Origin of the sequence: Paraburkholderia azotifigens (genome assembly GCF_007995085.1) — a bacterium.
GTDB lineage: Bacteria > Pseudomonadota > Gammaproteobacteria > Burkholderiales > Burkholderiaceae > Paraburkholderia > Paraburkholderia azotifigens.
This window is the reverse complement of the sequence record NZ_VOQS01000001.1, coordinates 2,143,495-2,165,953: the sequence shown is the minus strand read 5'-3', so window position 1 is coordinate 2,165,953 and position 22,459 is coordinate 2,143,495. Positions and strand designations below refer to the sequence as shown.

Here is a 22,459-nt window from a genome sequence, read left to right as displayed (position 1 = left end):
GTACGACTCGAATAACCGTGTCTCCCACCGAAACTGGCCGTCCGGCCTATGATTCGCGCCGTCTTCGGAAGATTTTCGACCGCCGCGCCGCCACCTTCGACGACGTCGCGTTCCTGCCACGCGAAATCGCGCAGCGCATGCGCGAGCGGCTCGACTACATCAAGGTCAATCCGTCGCACGTGCTGGATGCGGGATGTGGCGCCGGAGACGACCTTCCTTCGTTGCGCGAGCGCTTTCCCGAAGCGCCCGTGTTCGGCACCGATCTCTCGCGTTCGATGCTCACGCGCGCGGTCACGCACGACGCCGCCGACACCAGCTGGCGCCGCTTTCTGCCTGCATCGCTCGGCAAGGCGCTGGGCTCGCGCGGTCCGAGATTCGCTCAGGCGGACTTCTCCGCGTTGCCATTCGCGTCGGGTGCATTCGAATTCATCTGGTCGAATCTCGCGCTGCACTGGCACTCGCGGCCCGATCTCGTGTTCCCGGAGTGGCAACGTGTGCTGAAGGTCAACGGCCTGCTGATGTTCAGCACGCTAGGGCCCGACACGCTGAAAGAACTGCGCGGCGCGTATGCCGAGATCGAAGCGGCGCACGGCGTCAATACGCACAAACATGTAATCGACTTCGTAGACATGCACGATCTGGGCGATATGCTTGTCGAAAGTGGCTTCGAAATCCCCGTGATGGACCAGGAGACGTTGACCATTACGTACAAGTCGCCCGAGTCGCTGCTCGCCGACGTGCGCCGCTGGGGCGCCTATCCGTTCCGGCGCGAGGCGCTGCCGGGTGTCGCGTCGAGGCGCATGCACAAGGCGCTGCTGGCTGCGCTCGAGGCGCGCCGGCAGGGCGACGGCACGATTCCGCTCACCTTCGAGGTGATTTACGGGCACGCGTGGAAAGCCGTCCCGCGAACGACGCCTGAAGGGCATGGAATCGTACGGATCGAAGACATCGGACGAGGGCGGCAAGGCAATCGTTGAGGTGGTAAAGAGGGCATTGGTTATGCCCGGAATCAGCGGCTCAAAAAGTGCGTCAAAACGGCGCAGAGGCTTATGTGGCTTGGGTTGGCGGCCGATAGAGCGTTGCTTGTGGATGCCATAGATCGGCCCTATAATGCGTCAGTTTGTCGCTCAAAGTTCCCACGATTGGAGCGGCAGTCCCGAGGCGTAGCGGTTCGGGTAGCGGTAGTTGCGCCGGGCTTGAATGGCAGTGGCGGTAGGCGGTGACTGGCGGTTCGCGGGAGGCAGCGATGAATGCAACCGAGCTGGCTGAGTCGGAGCCCGTCCTCAAGGACTGGCTGATGAAGCGCAACTGTTCGGTTTCGCCGCGGCAATTCGTGTTCTTCTATGTGTCGCTCGCGGCATTCTCGCTCTTAATTGCATTCCTGCTGGTCCTGTGCGGTGCGTGGCTGGTGTTGCCGTTCACGGGTATCGAGTTGCTCGCTGTCGGTGTCGCATTTGCAATCTATGCACGCCATGCTGTCGATTACGAGCGCATCCGGCTGTTTCCAAACCGGCTCGTGATCGAACAGGTAAGCGCCGAGCATCTCACGCAGTTCGAATTCAATCCGCGCTGGGTGCGGGTCGAACCAGGAGCGACGCCGCGCGACCGGATCAGGCTGGTTTCGCGCGGCGAGTCGGTCACGGTCGGGCTGCACCTTGCGCAATATCGGCGCGCACAATTCGCCGACGAACTGCGGCTGTGGATCAGGCAGTGCCAGGCGCAAAAAGTTGCGTATTGAATTGTGGAATTGCGCGCTGTTCCAGAAGACGAGAGGCAGCCTTCCAGCGGGGTCGAGGGTTTGAATGGAAATTTTCGGTAAGGAAGCTATGAAAACAATCAAGCGAGCCCTCATGGGTGTGCTGGCGTGTAGCGGGCTGCTGTTCGCCGGCGCCGCCCTTGCAGTCGGCGACAGTCCGGGCGGCCCCCGCGTCAACGAGATCAATCTCCAGCCGCCCGTGACGAGGATTGCCGAAGAGCTCTACAGCCTCCACACGTTCATGCTGATTCTCTGCACGGTGATCTTCATCGGCGTGTTCGGCGTGATGTTCTATTCGATCTTCGCGCACCGCAAGTCGAAGGGATTCAAGGCGGCGAATTTCCACGAAAGCACCACCGTCGAAATCATCTGGACGATCGTCCCGTTCATCATCGTCGTGCTGATGGCGCTCCCTGCCACCAAGACGGTCGTCGCGATGAAGGACACCACCAATGCCGACCTGACCGTCAAGGTCACTGGCTATCAGTGGAAATGGGCGTACGACTACGTCAAGGGTCCGGGCGAAGGCATCAACTTCTACTCGACGCTGACCACGCCGCGCAGCCAGGTCGACGGCCAGGCGCCGAAGACGGATACGTACCTGCAGGAAGTCGACAATCCGCTCGTCGTTCCCGTCAACAAGAAGATCCGGATCATCACCACGGCCAACGACGTCGTGCACTCGTGGTACGTGCCCGCGTTCGGCGTGAAGCAGGACGCGATTCCCGGCTTCGTGCGCGACACGTGGTTCAAGGCGGAAAAGGTCGGCACCTACCGCGGCTTCTGTACGGAGCTGTGCGGCAAGGAACACGCGTTCATGCCCGTCGTCGTCAACGTGCTGTCCGACGAGGACTACGCGAAGTGGGTCGACGACGAGAAAAAGAAAATGGCGGCCGGCCAGGACGACCCGAACAGGAACTACACGCTGGCCGAGCTGACGGAGCGCGGCGGCAAGGTGTACGCGGCGAACTGTGCGGTCTGCCACCAGCCGACAGGCAAGGGCGCGGGCGCATTCCCGGCGCTCGACGGCAGCAAGGTCGCGAACGGTCCGCTTGCCGAACACGTGAGCATCGTGCTGAAGGGCAAGAACGCGATGCCGTCCTGGGCGCCGACGCTGAACGACGTCGAGATCGCTTCCGTCATCACGTTCGAACGCAACTCGTGGGGCAACCACACGGGCGACATCCTGCAGCCGAAGCAGGTCGCCGACGCGCGTAATGGCCGTATGCCGTCGGGCGGCAGTCACCTCGCGGGCGCAGCGGCGGCTGCCGCATCGGATGCGGCGGCGAGCGGTGCGGAAGGTGCGAGCGGCGCGGCTGCGGCAAGCGGCGAAGCGGGCGCATCGGCTCCCGCAGCAGCTTCTGGGGCATCGGATAACGCAGCAGCGTCGGCGCCGCAAGCGTCGCTGCCAGCCAGCGTCTACTTCAAGACCAACAAGAGCACGCTGCCCGCCGACGCGAAAGCGGCCATCGATGCCGCCGCCGCGTACGCGAAGGCGCATCCCGACGCGAAGTTCACGCTGTCGGGTTACACCGATGCAACGGGTTCCGCCGACAAGAACGCGAAGCTCGCAAAGGCGCGTGCCGAAGCCGTGCGCGATGCGCTCAAGGCAGCCGGCATCGCCGAAGACCATATTATTTTGAAGAAGCCGGAGACGATCACGGGCGGTGCGGACGCGAAGGAAGCACGACGTGTTGAGATCAGCCCAGCGGCCTGACGTGCCACAGTCAGAGAAAAGCAGGATTCGATTTAGGAGATTGTCATGTCTAGCATCGGACACGATGTAGCCGCAGGGCACGAGCACGTGCACGGCGACCACGCCCACGAGACGCCGCACGGCTGGCGCCGCTGGCTGTTCGCGACGAACCATAAAGACATCGGTACGTTGTATCTGCTGTTCTCGTTCATCATGTTCCTGTCCGGCGGCGTGATGGCGCTGGGCATCCGCGCCGAGCTGTTCGAACCGGGCCTGCAGATCATGCGCCCCGAGTTCTTCAACCAGCTGACCACCATGCACGGCCTGATCATGGTGTTCGGCGCGATCATGCCGGCCTTCGTCGGCTTCGCAAACTGGATGATTCCGCTGCAGATCGGCGCATCGGACATGGCCTTCGCGCGGATGAACAACTTCAGCTTCTGGCTGCTGCCCGTCGCCGCCGTGCTGCTGGTCGGCTCGTTCTTCACGCCGGGCGGGGCAACGGCCGCCGGCTGGACACTGTACGCGCCGCTTTCCACGCAGATGGGCCCGGGCATGGACTTCGCGATTTTCGCGGTGCACATCATGGGCGCGTCGTCGATCATGGGCGGCATCAACATCGTCGTGACGATCCTGAACATGCGCGCACCCGGCCTCACGCTGATGAAGATGCCGATGTTCGTGTGGACGTGGCTGATCACCGCGTACCTGCTGATCGCCGTGATGCCGGTGCTCGCGGGCGCGATCACGATGGTGCTGTTCGACCGCCACTTCGGTACGTCGTTCTTCAACGCGGCAGGCGGCGGCGACCCGGTGATGTATCAGCACATCTTCTGGTTCTTCGGCCACCCCGAGGTGTACATCATGATCTTGCCGGCGTTCGGGATCGTGTCGCAGGTGATCCCGGCGTTCGCGCGCAAGCCGCTGTTCGGCTATAGCTCGATGGTGTACGCAACGGCATCGATCGCGATCCTGTCGTTCATGGTCTGGGCGCACCACATGTTCGCGACGGGCATGCCCGTCACGGGTCAGCTGTTCTTCATGTACGCGACGATGCTGATCGCCGTGCCGACGGGCGTGAAGGTGTTCAACTGGGTCGCGACGATGTGGCGCGGTTCGCTCACCTTCGAAACCCCGATGCTGTTCGCCGTGGGCTTCCTGTTCGTGTTCACGTTCGGCGGTCTGACGGGCCTGATGCTCGCGATGGCGCCGCTCGACATCCAGTACCACGGCACCTACTTCGTGGTCGCGCACTTCCACTACGTGCTGGTGGCGGGTTCGCTGTTCGGACTCTTCTCAGGCTGGTACTACTGGTCGCCGAAATGGACGGGCTGGATGTACAACGAGACGCGCGGCAAGATCCACTTCTGGTCGTCGCTGATCTTCTTCAACCTCGCGTTCCTGCCGATGCACTTCGTCGGTCTTGCAGGGATGCCGCGTCGCTACGCCGACTATCCGGCGCAGTTCACCGACTGGAACCAGGTCATCACCATCGGCGCGTTCGGCTTCGGCCTTGCGCAGGTGTACTTCCTGTTCGCGGTCGCGTTGCCGGCTTACCGCGGCGGCGGCGAACTCGAACAGGCAGGCGACAAGCCGTGGGACGGCGCAACGGGTCTCGAGTGGACCGTGCCGAGCCCGGCTCCGTTCCACACGTTCGAAAATCCGCCGACGGTCGAGTAAGCCGTCAGCAGTCTTCGCAGCATCTGCTCCGGCGTCACGACGCCGGAGCAGGAAAGCTGAATAAAGGCAGCACCAAGAATGTCGAGCATGAGCCGGAATCCACAAAAAAGACGTACGTCTGAAGAAATTCGCGCAGGGAATCTGCGACTCGGTCTGATTCTGCTAGCCGTCGTCGCCGTCTTTTTTCTGGGTGCCGTTGTCAAGCAGGTCTGGTTTGCTCACTGACCTGGCGTGACGAGCCTGTATCGCCGTGCAGTGATCCGTTGAGGAAGTTCGATGTCGACGCAACCGCCCGCCGGGGCCGATCGTTCTTTTAACCGTCCGATGCTGTTGAAGCTGGTCGTCGTCGCGTTGCTGATGTTCGGCTTCGGGTTTGCGCTGGTGCCGATGTATCGCGCGATCTGCGAGGTCACGGGCATCAACAACCTCGTGCAGCGCGACGCCACGGCGCGCGAGGCGAAGAACACGCAGGTCGACATGAGCCGCACGATTTCGATCGAGTTCGACGCGAATGCGCGCGGGCCGCTCGGTTTCAAGCCGGAGCAGAACAGTATCGACGTGCATCCGGGCGAAGTGACGACGGTGATGTACGACGTGAGCAACCAGCAGGCGCGGACGATCCAGGCGCAAGCCATTCCGAGCTACGCGCCGAAGCAGGCAACCGAGTTCTTCAAGAAGATCGAGTGTTTTTGCTTTACGCAGCAGACGTTGAAAGCGAACGAGTCGAAGCGGATGCCCGTGGTGTTCGTCGTCGATCCGAAGCTGCCGAAAGACGTGAAGACGATCACGCTGTCGTACACGTTCTTCGAACTGAATGCGCCTGCGCCGACGTCGCGGGGCCCGGAAGGTCAGACGGCTGACGGCGCATCGAAAGCAGCGAACCCGGCCTGACGCGTAGATGACGCGTAATTGACGCTTGCCCAGAGAAGGCGAGGAACATGAACGATAGCGGTGGCGGCGGCAGGAAGAGCAGTTTCGGCCAGTCGATGAAAGCGGTGATGTGGTCGTTTTTCGGTGTGCGAAAGCGACGCGATCTGGAAGCGGACGCCTCCCAGCTGAATCCGCTGCACGTCATTGCGGCGGCGCTGATCGGCGCGGCGATTTTCATCGGTGTGCTGATCCTGATCGTACGCATGGTGGTTGGCTGAACAGAGGTCGGGCGGGACTGGATGCAATGAATGGAGAAGGGCGGCGCAGCGCAGCGCGCCGCAGGAGATAGAGCCGGGGCGCAGCGCAGTCGGCTGTGGATTCAACCGGACCAAGCGGAACAACTGGACTGAAGTGGAGAATCAACAATGAGCGGTCAAAACGAGAGCCCGTACTATTTCATACCGCATCCGTCGCGGCACCCCATCAGCGCGGCCCTCGGCCTGCTGGTCATGCTCGGATCGTTTGCGGCGTGGGTGAACGGCGAACCGTGGGCGCCCTTCACGGCGTTGATCGGTCTGCTGTGGCTGCTCTTCACGCTGTACCACTGGTTCGGCGATGCCATTTCCGAGTCGGAAGGCGGCATGTACGGCAAGCGCGTCGATACATCGTTCCGCTGGAGCATGAGCTGGTTCATCTTCTCCGAAGTGATGTTCTTCGGCGCATTCTTCGGCGCGCTGTTCTATGCGCGCCAGATCGCGATGCATCAGCTCGGCAGCCTCGACTACAAGCTGATCTGGCCGGATTTCGCGGCGGTATGGCCGAATATCGGACCGGCGGATCTCGTGTCGCACTTCAAGTCGATGACGCCGTGGCCTGTGCCGACCATCAACACCGCGCTGCTGCTGTCGTCGGGTGCGACGCTGACGGTCTCGCACCACGCACTGCGCGACAATCACCGCACCAAGGCGATTGCCTGGCTCGCGGCCACGCTGGTGCTGGGCGTTTCGTTCCTGTTCCTGCAGGGTTTCGAATATTTCCATGCGTACAACGAGCTGAACCTGACGCTCGCGTCAGGCGTGTACGGTTCGACGTTCTTCCTGCTGACGGGCTTTCACGGTTTCCACGTGTTCCTCGGCGGCACGATGCTGGCTATCGTGATGATCCGGCTGATTCGCGGTCACTTTACTGCCGATCACCACTTCGCATTCGAAGGCGCGGCGTGGTACTGGCACTTTGTGGACGTCGTGTGGCTTGGGCTGTACGTCGTCGTGTACTGGCTGTAAGCGTCGCGTCACCGTCGCTTGAATGCGACGAAAGCTTGCGCATGGCGTGCGTCATATCGACGCAGCGAGGCGGTAAGAGCTGATTCGAAGAAGACTTAGGCAGCGCCGCCCTCGACCCCGTCAGGGCGGCGTTGTGTTTGATGGGGCGGAAATGTCGCCGATCGGGTAACGGTGTGTTGCCCGATAGGCGCGGAAATTCGATGGCATACTTCGCCGTCGATTTTGAGATGTCTGACAGAAAGCGTGCGTCAGCGGCCGTATGGAATGCCCGTCGAATGAATCCAGCCCATCCAGTTTGCGAACAGGATGAACAGGAACAGCGAAATCGACAGACCGACACGCGTTGCCAGCGACCACACCATACGCTTCGTCTTGCCCCGGTCGTGCATCATGAAGTACAGCGCGGACACCATGCTGGCGATGATCAGAGCGAACGCGATGGGAACGAGAATGTGCATGGAACCAATTGAAATTCAGGAAAGCGAAAGCAACGATTTCATTATCGCACCGCACGCAATGGTTCGTCTGTCGTCGAATGTCCTGGTCAAAGCCGCACGATGAAGATCCGTCTCATCCCGACGCTGCTGATTCTGATCGTCGTCGCGGTGACGGTGCGGCTCGGTTTCTGGCAGCGCGATCGCGCGCATCAGAAGGAAGCGCTGCAGGCGCAGATCACGCAGTTCGAGAATGCGCCCGCGCAGAACATCGGTGCCGCGCCGATCGCGCTGAAGGACATCGAATTTCATCGCGTGCGCGCGGTTGGACAGTTTATGCCGCAGCAAGTGGTGTACCTCGATAATCGCCCGTATAACGACCAGCCGGGCTTTTACGTCGTGATGCCCTTTAAACTGCGCGACGGCGGCTATGTGCTGATCAATCGCGGCTGGCTGCCGCGCAACATGAACGAGCGCACGACCATCGCACCGTACGACACGCCGCGAGGCGAGGTCGAGATCGAAGGCATTGCGCGTGCCGATGCGACCCGTGCATATGAACTTGGGCAGGGCGGTTCGGCCGCGCATCAGACGATTCGCCAGAATCTCGATGTTGCGTCGTTCGCGACGGAGACGGGGCTGCCGCTGCAGCCGTTCGTGATCCAGCAGACCAGCGACGACGGCGACAAGCTCGTGCGCGACTGGCCTGCGCCGACGTCGGGTGTCGAACGTAATTACGGCTATATGTTCCAGTGGTGGGGCATGGCCGCCGCCGCAATCGTCTTCGGTCTGTATGCGGCGCGCCGGAGCACGAAGAACGCGAAGCTGGTGGGCGACAAGCGTCCCGAAAGCAGTGACGCGGCCAACAACGGACAGGCGCCGCACGCTTGATGCTTCGCGTCAGGCCGGGGCGCAGTTCAAAGGCGTAATCGAAGCGCCATCAAGGAAAGAGGATCAGGAGTGTCGACGCACAATCCCCGTTCGCAGCAAACGCGACAGCAAACGCAGCAGCGCGCGCAAGATGGGCAACGCGCGGCCCCGGGACAGACGGGCGGCAAAGGCTCGTGGCAGCGCGGCCGCTGGACGCTGCTGCTGATCGCGCTGGTGTGTGCGGCGCCCGTGATCGGCTCGTACTTCACGTATTACGTGATCAAGCCGACTGGCGGCACGACGAGCTACGGCACGCTGATCCAGCCGCAACGCCCGATTCCCGACGCCCTCGTCGTGACGGGCGAAGACGGCAAGCCGATCAAGCTCGCGTCGCTGCGCGGCCGCTGGCTAATGATTTCCGTCGACAGCAGCGCATGTGACAAGCCTTGCGTGACGAAGCTGTATTTCATGCGCCAGGTGCGCGCGACGCAGGCGGGCGAGCGCGAGCGCATCGTCAACGTGTTTCTGCGCACCGATGCGGGCAAGGTGCCCGACATCGTCGATAACGCCTACAAGGACACCGAGATGCTGATCGCCGATCCGAAGGAAGTGGCGGCCTGGCTGCCCAGCGACGACGGCACGCGGATCACCGACCATATCTACATGGTCGACCCGAGCGGTAACCTGATGATGCGGTTTCCGAAAGACGCAAACCCGACGAAGATCAAAGGCGACGTTACGAAACTGCTAAGAAATTCGGGTATCGGCTAAAGTGCCCCGGGCACGTCAAAACGCGCTTAGAGGCGATAGAAGGAAAGATAGATGTTCGTATTGCAACTGGGGCTGATCGGGCTGTGCATCGCGCTGCTGCCGCTGTCGTACGTGTGGGTGAAAGCCGACGACAACAAGTTCCGCAAGCTGGTCTGGGTCACGACGTTCCTGACACTCGATCTGGTCATGTTCGGCGGCTTCACGCGTCTGACGGATTCGGGCCTCGGTTGTCCCGACTGGCCAGGCTGCTACGGCACGTCGTCACCGTTCATCGCGCACGCGGCGATCAGCGCGGCGTATCAGGCGATGCCGTCAGGGCCCGTCAGCATGACAAAAGCGTGGATCGAGATGATCCACCGTTACTTCGCGATGGCGATCGGCGTGCTGATCGTCGCGCAGACGATCATCGCGTGGGTCGCACGCATCAAGCGCCGTCCGCTGCACGTGTCGCCGTGGTGGCCGACCTCGCTGCTGCTGCTGATTCTCGTGCAAGGCGCGTTCGGCGCGTGGACCGTGACGATGAAGCTGCAGCCCGTGATCGTCACGACTCACCTGCTGCTCGGGCTTGCGCTGCTCGGCACGCTCGGCTGGCTCGCCGCGCGTCAGACGCCCGTGCCCGCTTATGAGCCGGCAGCGTCGCACTGGCGTGCCGCCGCGCTGTTCGGCCTCGCGCTGCTGATCGTGCAGATCGCGCTCGGCGGCTGGGTCAGCACGAACTACGCCGTGCTCGCCTGCACTGACTTTCCGACCTGCAACGGCCAGTGGATTCCGCCGATGGACTTCGGCCACGGCTTCCATTTGTGGCGCGCGCTCGGCATGACGGGCGACGGCGATGTGATCACGCAGGACGCGCTCGTCTCGATCCACTGGACGCATCGCACGTTCGCCTTTGTGGTGGTCGCGTATCTGCTCTGGTTCGCGCTGAAAATGCGCCGCTTCGAGTCGCTGAGGCGGCCCGCGACGGGCGTACTGCTCGTGATCGTCATCCAGTTCATCACGGGTCTGTCGAACATCGTTTTGCAATGGCCTTTGCCCATTGCCGTCGCCCATAACGGCGGGGCTGCGATCCTGCTGCTTTTGCTCGTTATGTTAAACTTTCGAATCGCTTATAGCCGTCCCGGCCGCGCCGTCGTTCCCGCGCGCGACGCCGCGCCAGCGTGACTCTTCATGGACAGCACAACTCTCCCCCATTCGCCCGGTAGCCGGATTTCTCAATACATTGCGCTGACGAAGCCGCGTGTCACGCAGCTCGCCGTGTTCTGCGCGGTGATCGGCATGTTCCTGGCCACGCCCGGCATGGTGCCGTGGACGGTGCTGATCGGCGGCGCAGTCGGCATCTGGCTGCTGGCAGGCGCGGCCTTCGCGATCAACTGTCTCGTCGAACAGAAAGTCGACGCGAAAATGCGCCGCACCGCATGGCGCCCGTCGGCGCGCGGTGAAATCACCACGTCGCAAATTCTGCTGTTTTCGGCCGTGCTCGGCGGCCTCGGCATGTGGACGCTCGACACGTTCACCAATGCGCTGACGATGTGGCTCACAATCGCCACCTTCGTCGGCTACGCGATCATCTACACGCTGTTGCTCAAGCCTTATACGCCGCAAAACATCGTGATAGGCGGCGCATCGGGCGCGATGCCGCCGGCGCTTGGCTGGGCGGCCGTGACGGGCGCCGTGCCCGGCGACGCATGGATTCTCGTGCTGATCATCTTCGTATGGACGCCGCCGCATTTTTGGGCGCTCGCGCTGTATCGCCGCAAGGACTACGAAAACGCCGGTCTGCCGATGCTCCCCGTCACGCATGGGGAAGCCTACACGCGTCTTCATATCCTCTTGTACACGGTCATTCTGTTCGCCGTCACGATGATGCCGTTTATCTCCGGCATGAGTGGCATCGTGTATCTGGCATCGGCGGTTCTGTTGGGTGCCGTGTTTCTCGCGTATGCGTGGAAGATTTATCGGGAATATTCTGACGACCTCGCGCGTAAAACATTCCGTTACTCGATCGTTTATCTGTCGCTGCTGTTTGCGGCGCTGTTGATCGACCACTATGCGCGTGCCTTGATCGGCGCGTAACACCATGCTCACTCAACGGTTCGCGCGCGCGGCGCGCGTTGCTCTCGTCGCGTGCGCGCTCGGCGGCGCGGCGCTGATGTCGGGATGCGGGAAAGAACAGCCCGCGTTCACGAACGTCGACATCACGGGCAACAAGCAATTCGGCACTGACTTCTCGCTGCCCGACTCGAGCGGCAAGACGCGCACGCTCGCGGATTACAAGGGCAAGGTCGTCGTGCTGTTCTTTGGCTACACGCATTGTCCCGACGTGTGTCCGACGACGATGGCCGAGCTTTCACAGGCGCTCCAGCAACTCGGGCCCGAAGACGCGAAGCGCGTGCAGGTGCTGTTCGTCACCGTCGATCCCGAGCGCGATACGCCGGAACTGATGGCGCAGTACGTGCCCGCGTTCAATCCGACCTTCGTCGGCCTGCGTCCTGCCGATCAGGAGCAGCTGACCAAGGTGACGAAGGACTTCCGCGTGTACTACGCGAAGGTGCCGGGCAAGACGCCCGACAGCTACACGATGGATCACACGGCCGCCAGCTACGTGTTCGATACCGACGGCAAGCTGCGTCTTTTCGCACGCGATGGCCAGGGCGCGTCGCCATGGGTCCACGATCTCAAGCTGTTGCTCGGCTGAGCGAATGGCCTAAGAGAGCCTCGCATCGGAATAAGAAAGGCTGCACACGACGTGCAGCCTTTTTCTTTTCCTAACCGTCAACCTCACCTCATTCCAGCACTTTCAGATTCATTCCAGGCGCCATCCGGGTCGCCTTGAATTCCGTCACGTCGTAGCGGGCAACCTTCTGCTGCGCGAAGGGATCGCTCGCCAGAATCTCGTCGAGTCGCGATCGTTCGATACCGGCCGCGATGATCACACCGCCGTCGCGCGGCACTTTCGGGCCGGCCATGATGAACACGCCCGCGTCGAACTGACGCACGAGAAACGCGCGATGCGCTTCCAGCGCGTCGTCCACGCGATCCAGCGATGCCGTGTAGGTGAGGGAAACGACGTACATAAGCAACCTCGAAAAGGATGAGCCGGACCAGGCGCATTACCGGCAACGTCCCGCCATTATCGGCCCAGTCACGGTGATGCGTCCCTTACAGGCTGCCTCAAGTCGGCGCCTTGACCTGCCGATATCCAGAGAGAGCAATCGTTTGCGCTGATCTCCTGCCGAGGTCGCGGCGGATATGCCAAGGAAAGTGACACCACCACATGAGACCAACACAACATGAGTAGGATGAGTCTGAACCGCAAGCTGTGGTTATCGCTTGTGCTCGTATGGCTGGGTTTGCTGGGCGTCGGATTGTGGAGCGCGGTTGAGACCCGCTCGACAATGCTCGACGAGCGCAAGGCCGGCATGGTGAACCTCGTCGATGCCGCGCAAGGGGTCGTGAACGGCTACTACGCGCTCGCACAGGCCGGCAAGATGAGCGAGGCCGATGCGCAGCGCGAAGCGCTCGCACGTCTCGCAACGATGCGCTACGGCGAATCGGGCTATCTGTTCGTGATGGATTCGAAGCCCGTCGTGCTGATGCACCCGACCTTGCCGCAGATGAACGGCAAAGCGGTCGGCGACTTCAAGGATCCCGACGGCAAGCTGCTGTATGTGTCGATCGTCGATGCGGCGAAGGCGACGGGCAAGGGCTTCGCCGAATATCGCGGGCGTCTGCCGCATTCCGAAGAGGCCGTGCCGAAGATCAGCTACGCGGTGCGCTTTGCGCCGTGGGACTGGAATATCGTCAGCGGCGTATTCGTGCGCGATATCGACACCGCTTACTACGCGAATCTGATCGAGCATTTCATCGTCGTACTGGTGATTGGCGCGGTGATTTCCTTTGCGATGGTGCTGATCATCCGCAATGTGCGCGGCAGCCTCGGCGGCGAGCCGCAGGACGCTGCGCAGCTCGCGGCGCGGATCGCAACAGGCGATCTCACGCAGATCGTGCCCGTGCGTCCGAACGATTCGACCAGCATGATGGCCGCGATGAACGAGATGCAAAGCCGCCTGCAGCGCGCGATCGGCGAGATTCGCCAGTCGGCGGAATCGATCGCGTCGGCGACGCATCAGATTGCCGCGGGCAATGGCGATCTGTCGCAGCGTACCGAGCAGCAGGCCGCGTCGCTGCAGGAAACGGCGGCGAGCATGGAAGAGCTGACGGCGACCGTCAAGCAGAACGCCGACAACGCGCGCCAGGCAAGCGGGCTCGCGAACAACGCATCGGAGATCGCGACGAAGGGCAACGAGGTTGTGAGCCGCGTGATCAGCACGATGACGGAGATCAACGACAGCTCGCGTCAGATCTCGGACATCATCGGCGTGATCGAGGGCATTGCTTTCCAGACCAACATCCTCGCGCTGAACGCAGCCGTCGAAGCGGCCCGCGCGGGCGAGCAGGGCCGCGGCTTCGCAGTCGTCGCGGGCGAAGTGCGCAGCCTCGCGCAACGTTCGGCGACGGCGGCGAAGGAAATCAAGCAGCTGATCGGCGATTCCGTCGAGCGCGTCAACAACGGCTACACGCTCGTCGAACAGGCGGGCACGACGATGAGCGAGATCATGCAGGCCGTGCGCCGCGTGACGGACATCATGGGCGAGATCGCGGCGGCGTCGGAAGAGCAGAGCAGCGGCATTTCGCAAGTGGGCCGCGCGGTCACGCAGATGGATGAAGTCACGCAGCAGAATGCGGCGCTCGTCGAACAGGCTGCCGCGGCTGCCGCATCGCTGCAGGATCAGGCGACGCGTCTGCGTCAGACCATCGGCACATTCCGTGTGAATGGTTCGGATGCAGCCGTCGTGACGCCCGCCAGGGTGCGCACGGTTGCGAAGGCCGCGCCGAAGCCGGCGCCGAAAGCGGCTGTCGAACCGGCAGCGGGTCAAACGGCCGCGGCGCAGCATGAACCGGCGACGCGCCCCGTCGCCCGTGAAGACCACGCGGCACCGCCTGTTACGCGCAAGCCGGCGCCCGCGCCGCGCTCCGCCGCGCCCAAATCGTCCGACGACGACTGGACGACGTTCTGAAGAACAACTGATCATCGAGGGCCGCGCCGCTGCGCGGCCCTTTCACTTTCGGGCGGCACAAACCTGCATTTGCGTGCGAAACCCACGTGTGAAACCCGCGCGCGAATCCCGCCACACGGGCCGCATACCCATATGCGATCCCTGTATTTCACATCGACGCGAGCCTGTGAGACCATTTGCGGCTCGACGCCTCATGGACAAGCCCAAGGGCAACTCAACACGTCCGCCGTCGAACCACGAATCTGAAACAAGGCAGTCAAGAGAGAATCACATGCAGCGCAGAACACTCATCAAGGTTTTTTCCGCAGCGCTCGCTTCGGCGGCACTCGTCACGAGCTTCGGCGCCCATGCCGACGACAAGGTCATCAAGGTCGGAACGATCAGCGGCCCCGACGCGCAAATCTGGTCGGTTGTGCAAAAGGTCGCGAAGCGCGAAGGCCTCAACGTGAAGGTCGTCGAGTTCAACGACTACGTGCAGCCGAACGCCGCGCTCGACGCAGGCGATCTCGACGCGAACAGCTTCCAGCATCAGCCGTATCTCGACAGCCAGATCAAGCAGCGCGGCTACAAGATCGTCACTGCGGGCCTGACGTACATTTCGCCGCTCGGCGTGTACTCGAAGAAGCTGAAGTCGCTGAAGGATCTGCCGCAAGGCGCGAAGGTCGCGGTGCCGAACGATCCGTCGAATGAAAACCGCGCGCTGCTGCTGTTGCAGGCGCAAGGCGTGATCAAGCTGAAGGCTGGCGCGGGTACGAACGGCGGCACCGCGACGCCGCTCGACGTCGCCGACAATCCGAAGAAAGTGAAGCTGGTCGAACTCGATGCGGCGCAACTGCCGCGTTCGCTGTCCGACGTCGATGCCGCCGCGATCAACACGAACTACGCGCTGGCGGCCGGCCTGCAGCCGACCAAAGACGCGATCGCACTGGAAGACGTGCACAGCCCGTACGCGAACCTGATCGCCGTGCGCGCGAAGGACAAGGATCAGCCGTGGGTGAAGAAGCTGGTTGCGGCGTATCAGTCGGAAGACGTGCGCCAGTTCATCAAGACGGAGTTCAAGGGCTCTGTCGTGCCGTCGTTCTGAGCAACACGAACTGACCACACCATGTGAAGAGCGCCACGGGAAACCGTGGCGCTTTTTTATTTGCGCGGGGGAAGCGTAGCGCGTCTACATTCCGCGCTCCCAACGCTCGATGACGAGATCGCGCCCGAAACGCCGCTCGGGCGCCGCCGCGAGCAGCGCGAAGCCGGCCTGCGTGAAGAGCCGCCGGGCGTCGTCGAGCGAGCTTTCGCTTTCGACGCTCAACGTGCGGTAAGCCGCCCGCTTCGCAAAGCGCACGCATTCGTTGATTAGCTGCGTGCCGATGCCGAGCCGGCGCACGTCCGGTTCGACGTACAGCATGTGAACGTTCGCCTGCGTGTCGGACGACGTCGACAGCAGCGCCGATCCGACGATCAAACCATCCTGTTCCGCGACCCAGCAATTTTCCCGCCGCGCGTCGTGTGCGTGGGCGAAGCGCGCGGCCTGCTGCGCGAGCAGTGCTTCGAACGTGTGATCCCAGCCGTGCACCTGCGCGAACAGCTGCGCCTGGCGCGACACCAGCCAACCGTATTCGCCCGCGCGCGGCGCGCGCAGCGTGACGATGCTGTGCCGCGGACGCTCGTCGAGCAGCCGCTCGATCAGCTTCATCGCGCCGATCAGCTGATCCTGCGAATGCGTCGCGAGCCGCGCGAGCACGGCGGCGACCTCGTCGATCGCGGCGGCGTCGAGCGGCTGATAGGCGGCGAGTCCCGTCTCGGTCAGCGACACCAGCGACTGGCGCGCGTCGATTTCCGACGGCCGCCGCGAAATCAGGTTGCGTCGCTCGAAGCTCGCGAGCAGCCGGCTCAGGTAGCCGCTGTCGATGCCGAGGTCGCGCGCGAGCGCCGCAGCCGTCTGGTGCTGGCTGCGCGACAGCTCGTGCATCACACGCACTTCCGTCAGCGAAAACGGGCTTTTCTGCAGATGTTCGTGCAGGGCTCCGATGTGCTGCGTGTAAAAGCGATTGAAGTGGCGGACCTGTTCCGCCCGGACTATATCGGGATCGTTCACCTTGTCCGTTCCCCGTATTCGACTGTCATTCGGTCACCAAGCTCTGTTGTTTCCATCGAGTGATCGCGCGCGAATTTCGAAGTTTGCACCAGATTGTTAATAAAGAGGTATGACATTTGCGGGTTAACGCACGCAACTTGACAGACCATTTGGGAAGACCAGTTGCGCGACTGGTCTCAAATACGGGTATGCCCTAATGCCAGTGATCTGTCAGTTGGAAACCGCTTAATTCGCGAAATGTCTTTCCGATCAACGGCTTGTGTGATGTAGACCAGCTGGATACCAGTGCGTTGACTGGTATTATTGTGGTTATATAATGGGCTCCGATTTCGTAGGTTTAAGCATTCCAGAATCCTCACGATCCCGACCGAGCCATATGGAAACCCGTTGGTCCGCACTGACACCTGACGCCCACAACGTCACCCCGATGTACCTGCAACTCGCCCGCAATCTGGCGACGGCGATCCATTGCGGCGTGTGGTCGGCGGGTGAGGCGCTGCCGTCGGAGCGCACGTTGTCCGACGCCATCGGCGTGTCGCGAATCACGGCGCGCAAGGCGATTGCCTTGCTGGTCGAACAGGGCTTGATCCGGCGCGCGCGCGGCGCGGGCAGTTTCATCACGCCGCGCGTCGAAGACCCGCTGTCGCGTCTCACCGGCTTCACGAAGAAGATGGAGCAGCGCGGCTTCCGTCCCGATTCGGTGTGGCTGGAGCGCGGCGTGCGCACGGCCAGCCGCGACGAGATCGTGCACCTCGGCCTGTCGCCGGGCGCGTCGGTGGCGAGCTTGCGCCGATTGCGCCGCGCCGACGGCATCGTGATGGCCGTCGAACATTCGTCGCTGCCCGTGTCGATCGTGCCCGATCCGCTGGCGATCGGCGGCTCGCTCTACAGCTTTCTCGAGCAGCGCGGCGCGCCTGTGGTGCGCGCGCTGCAGCACTTTCGCGCCGTCAACGCGTCGAGCGAGATCGCCGCGCTGATGGACATCGAGCCCGGCTGCGCGCTGCTGCTGATCACGCGCGTCGGCTATAGCGCCGATCAGCGCGCGATCGAACTCACGGACACTTTTTGCCGGGACGACTACTACGACTTCGTCGCTGAACTGCGGCTTTGATCCTGCGTACAACGGATACACGTTGAACGCGAGCGGCGCGAATCAGTTACGCACTGCATAACGCAACATCAGAGAGACTCATGCTGACCGGAAACATACTCACTCCCGAAGGCTGGATCCACGGCACGATCGAATTCGAAAACGGCCGCATCTCGGCCATTGAAGGCGGCGCCGTCGATCCGTCGACGAACGATGCGCCGTACATCCTGCCTGGCTTCATCGATCTGCACGTGCACGGCGGCGGCGGCGCCGACGTGATGGAAGCGGGCAACGCAATCGAGGCGATCACGCGCACGCATGCGCGCTTCGGTACGACGAGCCTGCTCGCCACCACGATGACGGCGCCGCGCGACGAGCTGATGAGCGTCGTCGCGGGTCTCGGCGACGTCGCGAAGAACCGCGTGCCGGGCGGCGCGCGCGTGCTCGGCGTGCACCTCGAAGGTCCGTACATCAATCCCGGCAAGCTCGGCGCGCAGCCTGACGCGGCCGTATCGGCGGTACTCGACGAGGTGCTGAAGTATCTGTCGATCGCGCCGATCCGCGTCGTGACGATCGCGCCGGAAATTTCCGGCCACATGGACATCATTTCCGAGATCAACGCGCGCGGCGTGCGCGTGCAGCTCGGCCATTCGCTCGGCACCTACGACGACGCCGTCGCCGCGATGAAGCACGGCGCGCGCAGCTTCACGCACCTGTTCAACGCGATGTCGCCGCTGCATCACCGCAATCCGGGGATGGTCGGCGCGGCGCTCGCGCATGCCGAATACGCGGAAATCATTCCCGACCTGCTGCACGTGCATCCGGGCGCGATCCGCGCCGCGATGCGCGCGATCCCGCGTCTCTACGTGGTGACGGACAGCACGTCGGCGACGGGCATGCCGGACGGCGAATACCGCCTTGGCAGCCAGCACGTGACGAAGTGCCTCGGCGGCGTGCGCCTTGCCGACGGCACGCTTGCAGGCAGCACGCTGACGATGGATCAGGCGCTGCGCAATCTCGTATCGCTCGGCCTGCCGGTGGCCGATGTTTCAAACCGTATGTCCCGCTACGCCGCCGACTACCTCGGCATCGAAGACCGCGGCCGCCTCGCGCGCGGCGCGTGGGCCGATGTCGTCGTGTTCGACCGCGAACTGGCGCTGACGGCGACTTACGTCGAAGGAGAATCGATTGTCGAATATGCTTAAAGAGGCGCTGGCGTCCGCCGATGTGGTCGCCGCGCAACTCAACGATACGTCGCGCGTCGAAGCGCTCGCGGCCCGGCTCGCACAGGAGCCGCGTCACGTCGCGCTGACCGTCGCGCGCGGCAGCTCGGATCACGCGGCGAGTTATTTCGCATCGCTGACGATGAGCCGCGTCGGCCTGCCCGTCGCGTCGCTGCCGATGTCGGTCGCCACGCTCCAGCAGGCGCCGCTGAAAGTGCGCGACCAGCTGGCGCTCGGCTTCTCCCAATCGGGCAAGAGCCCGGATCTGGTGGGCACGATGCAGGCGCTACGCGACGCGGGCGCGCTGACCGTGGCCGCCGTCAACGTGCCTGGCTCGCCGCTCGAACGGGCGTGCGAGTTCTATCTGCCCCTCGTCGCCGGTCCCGAGCTGAGCGTCGCGGCGACCAAGAGTTACATCGCGATGCTGTCGGTGTCCGCGCAACTCGTCGCGCATTGGCAGAAGGACGACGCGCTGCTTGGCGCGCTGAAGTCGCTGCCCGATTCGCTCGCGCGCGCAGGCGCGCTCGACTGGTCGAAGGCCGTGGACGAACTGCGCGACGTCGAACGCATGATCGTGATCGGCCGTGGTCTCGGCCTCGCGATCGCGCAGGAAGCGGCGTTGAAACTCAAGGAGACGTCGGGCATCCAGGCCGAGGCGTTTTCGAGCGCCGAAGTGCGTCATGGTCCGATGGAACTGATCGACCGCGACTATCCGCTGCTCGTGTTCGCGCCGCGCGGCCCCGAACAGGCCGGTCTGCTGCAACTCGCGCGCGACATGCAGGCGCGCGGCGCGCGCGTGCTGCTCGCCGCTCCGGACGACGTGCCGGAAGCCACTTTACCGCTGGTATCGACGGCGCATGCCGCGCTCGATCCGATTGCCGCAATCCTTTCTTTCTACGTGATGGCAGCCGGCCTCGCCGCCGCGCGCGGACGCAATCCTGATGCGCCGCGCCATCTGATGAAAGTCACCGAAACTCACTGATCGAGATATTCAGATGCGACGTGTCGAGGAGTCCCGTTTGAAGAGCCATTCCGAAGGCCATATTGTGTTGCTCGCGCCGATGACGGGTCTCGTCGTCCCGCTCGCGAACGTGCCCGACCCGGTGTTTTCGGGCGGCATGTTCGGCGACGGCATCGGCATCGATCCGCTGGAAGGCAAGCTCGTTGCGCCGTGCGACGGCGTCGTGATGCATCTGGCGCGCACCGGCCACGCTGTCACGATCACGACGGCAGAAGGCGCCGAAATCCTGCTGCATATCGGTATCGACACGGTCGAACTGAATGGTCGAGGCTTCGCGCCGATGATCGAGCAGGGCGCGGCCGTGCGTACGGGCGATGTGCTGATCGAGTTCGACCAGGACGTGGTCGCCCGCAACGCGCCGAGCCTCGTGTCGGTGATCGCGATCGCCAACTCCGATGCATTCGGGATCGTCGAGCGTGCCGACAGCGGCACATTGAAGGCAGGCCAGTCGCCGCTGCTGACGCTGCGCGCGAAAGATGGCGCGGCCGTGGCGGCGTCGCGCGAAGCGTCGAGCGTTAGCGAGGAAGCGCGCCAGAGCATCGTGCTGGAACATGCGGGCGGTCTGCATGCGCGCCCGGCGGCACGTGCACGTGAAGCCGCGCGCGGTCTCGATGCGCGCGTCGAAGTGCGTTTCGACGGCAAGAAGGCGGCGATCGAAAGTGTCGTCGGTCTGCTGGGACTGGGCGCGGGACAGGGCGCAACGGTCGAGATCGTCGGTATTGGCGCGCAGGCGCAGGCGGCCGTCGACGCCGTGGTGCGCGAACTGACGCGCGAGGCTCACGGCGAGGCTGAAGAGAAGCCCGCGCGGCAGATGTCGCCTGCACCCGTCACGGCAGTGCGTCCGCAAGGCGCCGACAGCCTTGCGCCGAACACGCTCGCGGGCGTCTGCGCGGCGCCCGGCATCGCCGTCGGCAAGCTCGTGCGCTGGGACGACGCGGACATCGATCCGCCCGAGACGACGGGCAACACGCCTGCCGCCGAAAGCCGTCAGCTCGACAAGGCGCTCGCCGCCGTCGACGCCGAACTGAACACGACCGTGCGCGACGCATCGCAGCGCGGCGCGCATGGCGAAGCGGGCATCTTTGCCGTGCATCGCGTGCTGCTCGAAGACCCGACGCTGATCGACGCCGCGCGCGATCTGATCAGCCTCGGCAAGAGCGCGGGCTTCGCGTGGCGCGAGACCATCCGCGCGCAGATCGGCGTGCTGTCGAAAGTCGACGACGCGCTGCTCGCCGAACGTGCCGCCGACTTGCGCGACATCGAGAAGCGCGTGCTGCGCGCGCTCGGCTATTCGAATGCGGCGGCGCGCTCGCTGCCGGATGAAGCCGTGCTGAGCGCCGGCGAGTTCACGCCGTCGGATCTGTCTTCGCTGGACCGCAAGCGCGTCACCGCGCTCGTGATGGCGCGCGGCGGCGCAACCTCGCACGCGGCCATCATCGCGCGGCAGGCGGGCATTCCCGCGCTGGTCGCGATGGGCGATGCATTGCACGCGATCGCGGACGGCACGCAGGTCGTCGTCGATGCGACGGCGGGCCGCCTCGAATACGCGCCGAGCGCGCTCGACGTCGAACGTGCGCGCAGCGAGCGCGAACGTCTGGCGGGCGTGCGCGAGGCGAACCGCCGCACGTCGCAGCAAGCTGCCGCAACCCGCGACGGACGCGCGATCGAAGTCGCCGCGAACATCGCGACACTCGACGACGCGACCACGGCCGTCGACAACGGCGCGGATGCCGTCGGCCTGCTGCGCACCGAACTGCTGTTCATCCATCGTCAGGCGGCGCCGACCGTCGACGACCATCGCCAGAGCTATCAGTCGATCGTCGAGGCGCTGCAAGGACGCACGGCCATCATCCGTACGCTCGACGTCGGCGCGGACAAGGAAGTCGACTATCTGACGCTGCCGCCCGAACCGAATCCGGCGCTCGGACTGCGTGGCATCCGTCTCGCGCAGGTGCGCCCGGATCTGCTCGAAGACCAGCTGCGCGGCCTGCTCGCTGTGCAGCCGGTCGGCAAGGTGCGCATCCTGTTGCCGATGGTGACGGACGCGGGTGAACTCGTGCGTCTGCGCAAGCGGATCGACGAACTCTCGGCTGAATCGGGCCGCACCGACAAGATCGAAGTCGGCGTGATGATCGAAGTGCCGTCAGCGGCGCTGCTCGCCGATCAACTGTCGAAGCACGCGGACTTCCTGTCGATCGGCACCAACGACCTTACGCAATACACGCTCGCGATGGACCGCTGCCAGCCGGATCTCGCCGCGCAGGCGGACGGCCTGCACCCGGCCGTGCTGCGGCTGGTGTCGGCCGCCGTGCAGGGCGCGGAAAAGCACGGCAAGTGGGTCGGCGTGTGCGGCGCGCTCGCCGGCGATCCGCTCGCGGTGCCGCTGCTCGTCGGCCTCGGCGTGACCGAGCTGTCGGTCGATCCCGTCTCCGTGCCGGGCATCAAGGCGCGCGTACGCAATCTCGATTATCAGCTGTGCCGTCAGCGCGCCCAGGACGCTCTGGCGCTCGAATCGGCACAAGCGGTAAGAGCCCTGAGCCGCGAAATCTGGCCGCAAGACTGAGTGCGCTTGCGTCGCAACCAGTCCGAAAGCCG

The 22,459-nt window shown here is 63.7% G+C and carries 22 protein-coding genes; 19 read left to right on the top strand and 3 right to left on the bottom strand.

Annotated features, from left to right (window positions below; translation table 11 throughout):
• The first annotated feature begins 17 nt into the window (after nt 1-17).
• The 8 genes from FRZ40_RS09630 to FRZ40_RS09600 all read left to right on the top strand — a co-directional run bounded on the left by FRZ40_RS09630 (nt 18) and on the right by FRZ40_RS09600 (nt 7,285).
• Complete coding sequence (locus FRZ40_RS09630) at nt 18-977, top strand: methyltransferase domain-containing protein (RefSeq protein ID WP_081767453.1); 960 nt, start codon at nt 18-20, stop codon at nt 975-977.
• 269 nt (nt 978-1,246) lie between these two features.
• Complete coding sequence (locus tag FRZ40_RS09625) at nt 1,247-1,738, top strand: DUF2244 domain-containing protein (RefSeq protein WP_028365066.1); 492 nt, start codon at nt 1,247-1,249, stop codon at nt 1,736-1,738.
• A gap of 64 nt (nt 1,739-1,802) precedes the next feature.
• Nucleotides 1,803-3,473 (top strand): cytochrome c oxidase subunit II, encoded by a 1,671-nt coding sequence (coxB, locus tag FRZ40_RS09620; RefSeq protein WP_147233968.1) that lies wholly within the window; start codon nt 1,803-1,805, stop codon nt 3,471-3,473.
• Between the two features lie 45 nt (nt 3,474-3,518).
• The gene (gene ctaD, locus FRZ40_RS09615) at nt 3,519-5,132 is read left to right on the top strand and encodes a cytochrome c oxidase subunit I (RefSeq protein ID WP_147233967.1); all 1,614 of its coding nucleotides are present in this window, start codon (nt 3,519-3,521) and stop codon (nt 5,130-5,132) included.
• Between the two features lie 87 nt (nt 5,133-5,219).
• A complete protein-coding gene (locus FRZ40_RS44940; RefSeq protein WP_231516030.1) occupies nt 5,220-5,357 on the top strand; it encodes a cytochrome oxidase small assembly protein in 138 nt (45 codons plus the stop codon).
• Nucleotides 5,358-5,408: 51 nt separating this feature from the next.
• Nucleotides 5,409-6,023, top strand: a complete 615-nt coding sequence (locus FRZ40_RS09610) for a cytochrome c oxidase assembly protein (RefSeq protein WP_147233966.1) — start codon at nt 5,409-5,411, stop codon at nt 6,021-6,023.
• A gap of 47 nt (nt 6,024-6,070) precedes the next feature.
• Nucleotides 6,071-6,280 (top strand): DUF2970 domain-containing protein, encoded by a 210-nt coding sequence (locus FRZ40_RS09605; RefSeq protein WP_147233965.1) that lies wholly within the window; start codon nt 6,071-6,073, stop codon nt 6,278-6,280.
• A 147-nt stretch (nt 6,281-6,427) separates the two neighbouring features.
• Complete coding sequence (locus tag FRZ40_RS09600; protein ID WP_028365061.1) at nt 6,428-7,285, top strand: cytochrome c oxidase subunit 3; 858 nt, start codon at nt 6,428-6,430, stop codon at nt 7,283-7,285.
• 248 nt (nt 7,286-7,533) lie between these two features.
• Here FRZ40_RS09600 and FRZ40_RS09595 read toward each other — a convergent pair whose 3' ends face one another.
• The gene (locus tag FRZ40_RS09595) at nt 7,534-7,743 is read right to left on the bottom strand and encodes a twin transmembrane helix small protein (RefSeq protein WP_028365060.1); all 210 of its coding nucleotides are present in this window, start codon (nt 7,741-7,743) and stop codon (nt 7,534-7,536) included.
• Between the two features lie 99 nt (nt 7,744-7,842).
• Between FRZ40_RS09595 and FRZ40_RS09590 the strand changes: the two genes are divergently transcribed.
• The 5 genes from FRZ40_RS09590 to FRZ40_RS09570 all read left to right on the top strand — a co-directional run bounded on the left by FRZ40_RS09590 (nt 7,843) and on the right by FRZ40_RS09570 (nt 12,055).
• Nucleotides 7,843-8,610: an SURF1 family protein gene (locus tag FRZ40_RS09590; RefSeq protein WP_147233964.1), complete on the top strand. Its 768-nt coding sequence runs from the start codon at nt 7,843-7,845 to the stop codon at nt 8,608-8,610.
• 69 nt (nt 8,611-8,679) lie between these two features.
• The gene (locus FRZ40_RS09585) at nt 8,680-9,360 is read left to right on the top strand and encodes an SCO family protein (protein ID WP_028365058.1); all 681 of its coding nucleotides are present in this window, start codon (nt 8,680-8,682) and stop codon (nt 9,358-9,360) included.
• A gap of 51 nt (nt 9,361-9,411) precedes the next feature.
• Nucleotides 9,412-10,521: a COX15/CtaA family protein gene (locus FRZ40_RS09580; RefSeq protein WP_147233963.1), complete on the top strand. Its 1,110-nt coding sequence runs from the start codon at nt 9,412-9,414 to the stop codon at nt 10,519-10,521.
• A 6-nt stretch (nt 10,522-10,527) separates the two neighbouring features.
• On the top strand, nt 10,528-11,433 hold the full coding sequence (cyoE, locus tag FRZ40_RS09575) for a heme o synthase (protein ID WP_028365056.1): 906 nt from the start codon (nt 10,528-10,530) through the stop codon (nt 11,431-11,433).
• 4 nt (nt 11,434-11,437) lie between these two features.
• The gene (locus FRZ40_RS09570) at nt 11,438-12,055 is read left to right on the top strand and encodes an SCO family protein (protein ID WP_147233962.1); all 618 of its coding nucleotides are present in this window, start codon (nt 11,438-11,440) and stop codon (nt 12,053-12,055) included.
• 88 nt (nt 12,056-12,143) lie between these two features.
• On the opposite strand, the gene FRZ40_RS09565 is transcribed toward FRZ40_RS09570, so the two are convergent.
• Nucleotides 12,144-12,434: a YciI family protein gene (locus tag FRZ40_RS09565; protein ID WP_028365054.1), complete on the bottom strand. Its 291-nt coding sequence runs from the start codon at nt 12,432-12,434 to the stop codon at nt 12,144-12,146.
• Nucleotides 12,435-12,650: 216 nt separating this feature from the next.
• On the opposite strand from FRZ40_RS09565, the gene FRZ40_RS09560 reads away from it, so the two are divergent.
• Nucleotides 12,651-14,438 carry a methyl-accepting chemotaxis protein gene (locus FRZ40_RS09560; RefSeq protein ID WP_147233961.1) on the top strand — a complete coding sequence of 596 codons (1,788 nt, stop codon included), beginning with the start codon at nt 12,651-12,653 and terminating at the stop codon, nt 14,436-14,438.
• 271 nt (nt 14,439-14,709) lie between these two features.
• The gene (locus tag FRZ40_RS09555) at nt 14,710-15,522 is read left to right on the top strand and encodes a MetQ/NlpA family ABC transporter substrate-binding protein (RefSeq protein WP_147233960.1); all 813 of its coding nucleotides are present in this window, start codon (nt 14,710-14,712) and stop codon (nt 15,520-15,522) included.
• Nucleotides 15,523-15,606: 84 nt separating this feature from the next.
• Here the strand turns inward: FRZ40_RS09555 and FRZ40_RS09550 are convergent, their stop codons facing one another.
• Entirely contained in the window at nt 15,607-16,530 is a 924-nt protein-coding gene (locus tag FRZ40_RS09550; RefSeq protein ID WP_028365051.1) for a bifunctional helix-turn-helix transcriptional regulator/GNAT family N-acetyltransferase, read from the bottom strand.
• Between the two features lie 376 nt (nt 16,531-16,906).
• On the opposite strand from FRZ40_RS09550, the gene FRZ40_RS09545 reads away from it, so the two are divergent.
• The 4 genes from FRZ40_RS09545 (at nt 16,907) to ptsP (ending at nt 22,427) form a co-directional block, all read left to right on the top strand.
• Complete coding sequence (locus FRZ40_RS09545; RefSeq protein ID WP_028365050.1) at nt 16,907-17,641, top strand: GntR family transcriptional regulator; 735 nt, start codon at nt 16,907-16,909, stop codon at nt 17,639-17,641.
• Between the two features lie 80 nt (nt 17,642-17,721).
• Entirely contained in the window at nt 17,722-18,825 is a 1,104-nt protein-coding gene (nagA, locus tag FRZ40_RS09540; RefSeq protein ID WP_028365049.1) for an N-acetylglucosamine-6-phosphate deacetylase, read from the top strand.
• On the top strand, nt 18,818-19,825 hold the full coding sequence (locus FRZ40_RS09535) for an SIS domain-containing protein (protein ID WP_028365048.1): 1,008 nt from the start codon (nt 18,818-18,820) through the stop codon (nt 19,823-19,825). Before nagA ends, FRZ40_RS09535 begins: the two co-directional genes overlap by 8 nt.
• Nucleotides 19,826-19,838: 13 nt before the next feature.
• Complete coding sequence (ptsP, locus tag FRZ40_RS09530; RefSeq protein ID WP_147233959.1) at nt 19,839-22,427, top strand: phosphoenolpyruvate--protein phosphotransferase; 2,589 nt, start codon at nt 19,839-19,841, stop codon at nt 22,425-22,427.
• The last annotated feature ends 32 nt before the right edge of the window (nt 22,428-22,459 follow it).

Excerpts from the sequence above, each read along its gene's own strand:
- nagA (WP_028365049.1), top strand. The coding sequence starts at position 17,722 with ATGCTGACCGGAAACATACTCACTCCCGAAGGCTGGATCCACGGCACG.
- ptsP (WP_147233959.1), top strand. The coding sequence starts at position 19,839 with ATGCGACGTGTCGAGGAGTCCCGTTTGAAGAGCCATTCCGAAGGCCAT.
- FRZ40_RS09555 (WP_147233960.1), top strand. The coding sequence starts at position 14,710 with ATGCAGCGCAGAACACTCATCAAGGTTTTTTCCGCAGCGCTCGCTTCG.
- FRZ40_RS09580 (WP_147233963.1), top strand. The coding sequence starts at position 9,412 with ATGTTCGTATTGCAACTGGGGCTGATCGGGCTGTGCATCGCGCTGCTG.
- FRZ40_RS09545 (WP_028365050.1), top strand. The coding sequence starts at position 16,907 with ATGGAAACCCGTTGGTCCGCACTGACACCTGACGCCCACAACGTCACC.
- FRZ40_RS44940 (WP_231516030.1), top strand. The coding sequence starts at position 5,220 with ATGAGCCGGAATCCACAAAAAAGACGTACGTCTGAAGAAATTCGCGCA.
- FRZ40_RS09600 (WP_028365061.1), top strand. The coding sequence starts at position 6,428 with ATGAGCGGTCAAAACGAGAGCCCGTACTATTTCATACCGCATCCGTCG.
- FRZ40_RS09535 (WP_028365048.1), top strand. The coding sequence starts at position 18,818 with ATGCTTAAAGAGGCGCTGGCGTCCGCCGATGTGGTCGCCGCGCAACTC.
- FRZ40_RS09590 (WP_147233964.1), top strand. The coding sequence starts at position 7,843 with ATGAAGATCCGTCTCATCCCGACGCTGCTGATTCTGATCGTCGTCGCG.
- FRZ40_RS09560 (WP_147233961.1), top strand. The coding sequence starts at position 12,651 with ATGAGTAGGATGAGTCTGAACCGCAAGCTGTGGTTATCGCTTGTGCTC.
- FRZ40_RS09625 (WP_028365066.1), top strand. The coding sequence starts at position 1,247 with ATGAATGCAACCGAGCTGGCTGAGTCGGAGCCCGTCCTCAAGGACTGG.
- cyoE (WP_028365056.1), top strand. The coding sequence starts at position 10,528 with ATGGACAGCACAACTCTCCCCCATTCGCCCGGTAGCCGGATTTCTCAA.
- FRZ40_RS09605 (WP_147233965.1), top strand. The coding sequence starts at position 6,071 with ATGAACGATAGCGGTGGCGGCGGCAGGAAGAGCAGTTTCGGCCAGTCG.
- FRZ40_RS09610 (WP_147233966.1), top strand. The coding sequence starts at position 5,409 with ATGTCGACGCAACCGCCCGCCGGGGCCGATCGTTCTTTTAACCGTCCG.
- ctaD (WP_147233967.1), top strand. The coding sequence starts at position 3,519 with ATGTCTAGCATCGGACACGATGTAGCCGCAGGGCACGAGCACGTGCAC.
- FRZ40_RS09570 (WP_147233962.1), top strand. The coding sequence starts at position 11,438 with ATGCTCACTCAACGGTTCGCGCGCGCGGCGCGCGTTGCTCTCGTCGCG.
- FRZ40_RS09565 (WP_028365054.1), bottom strand. The coding sequence starts at position 12,434 with ATGTACGTCGTTTCCCTCACCTACACGGCATCGCTGGATCGCGTGGAC.
- FRZ40_RS09595 (WP_028365060.1), bottom strand. The coding sequence starts at position 7,743 with ATGCACATTCTCGTTCCCATCGCGTTCGCTCTGATCATCGCCAGCATG.
- coxB (WP_147233968.1), top strand. The coding sequence starts at position 1,803 with ATGGAAATTTTCGGTAAGGAAGCTATGAAAACAATCAAGCGAGCCCTC.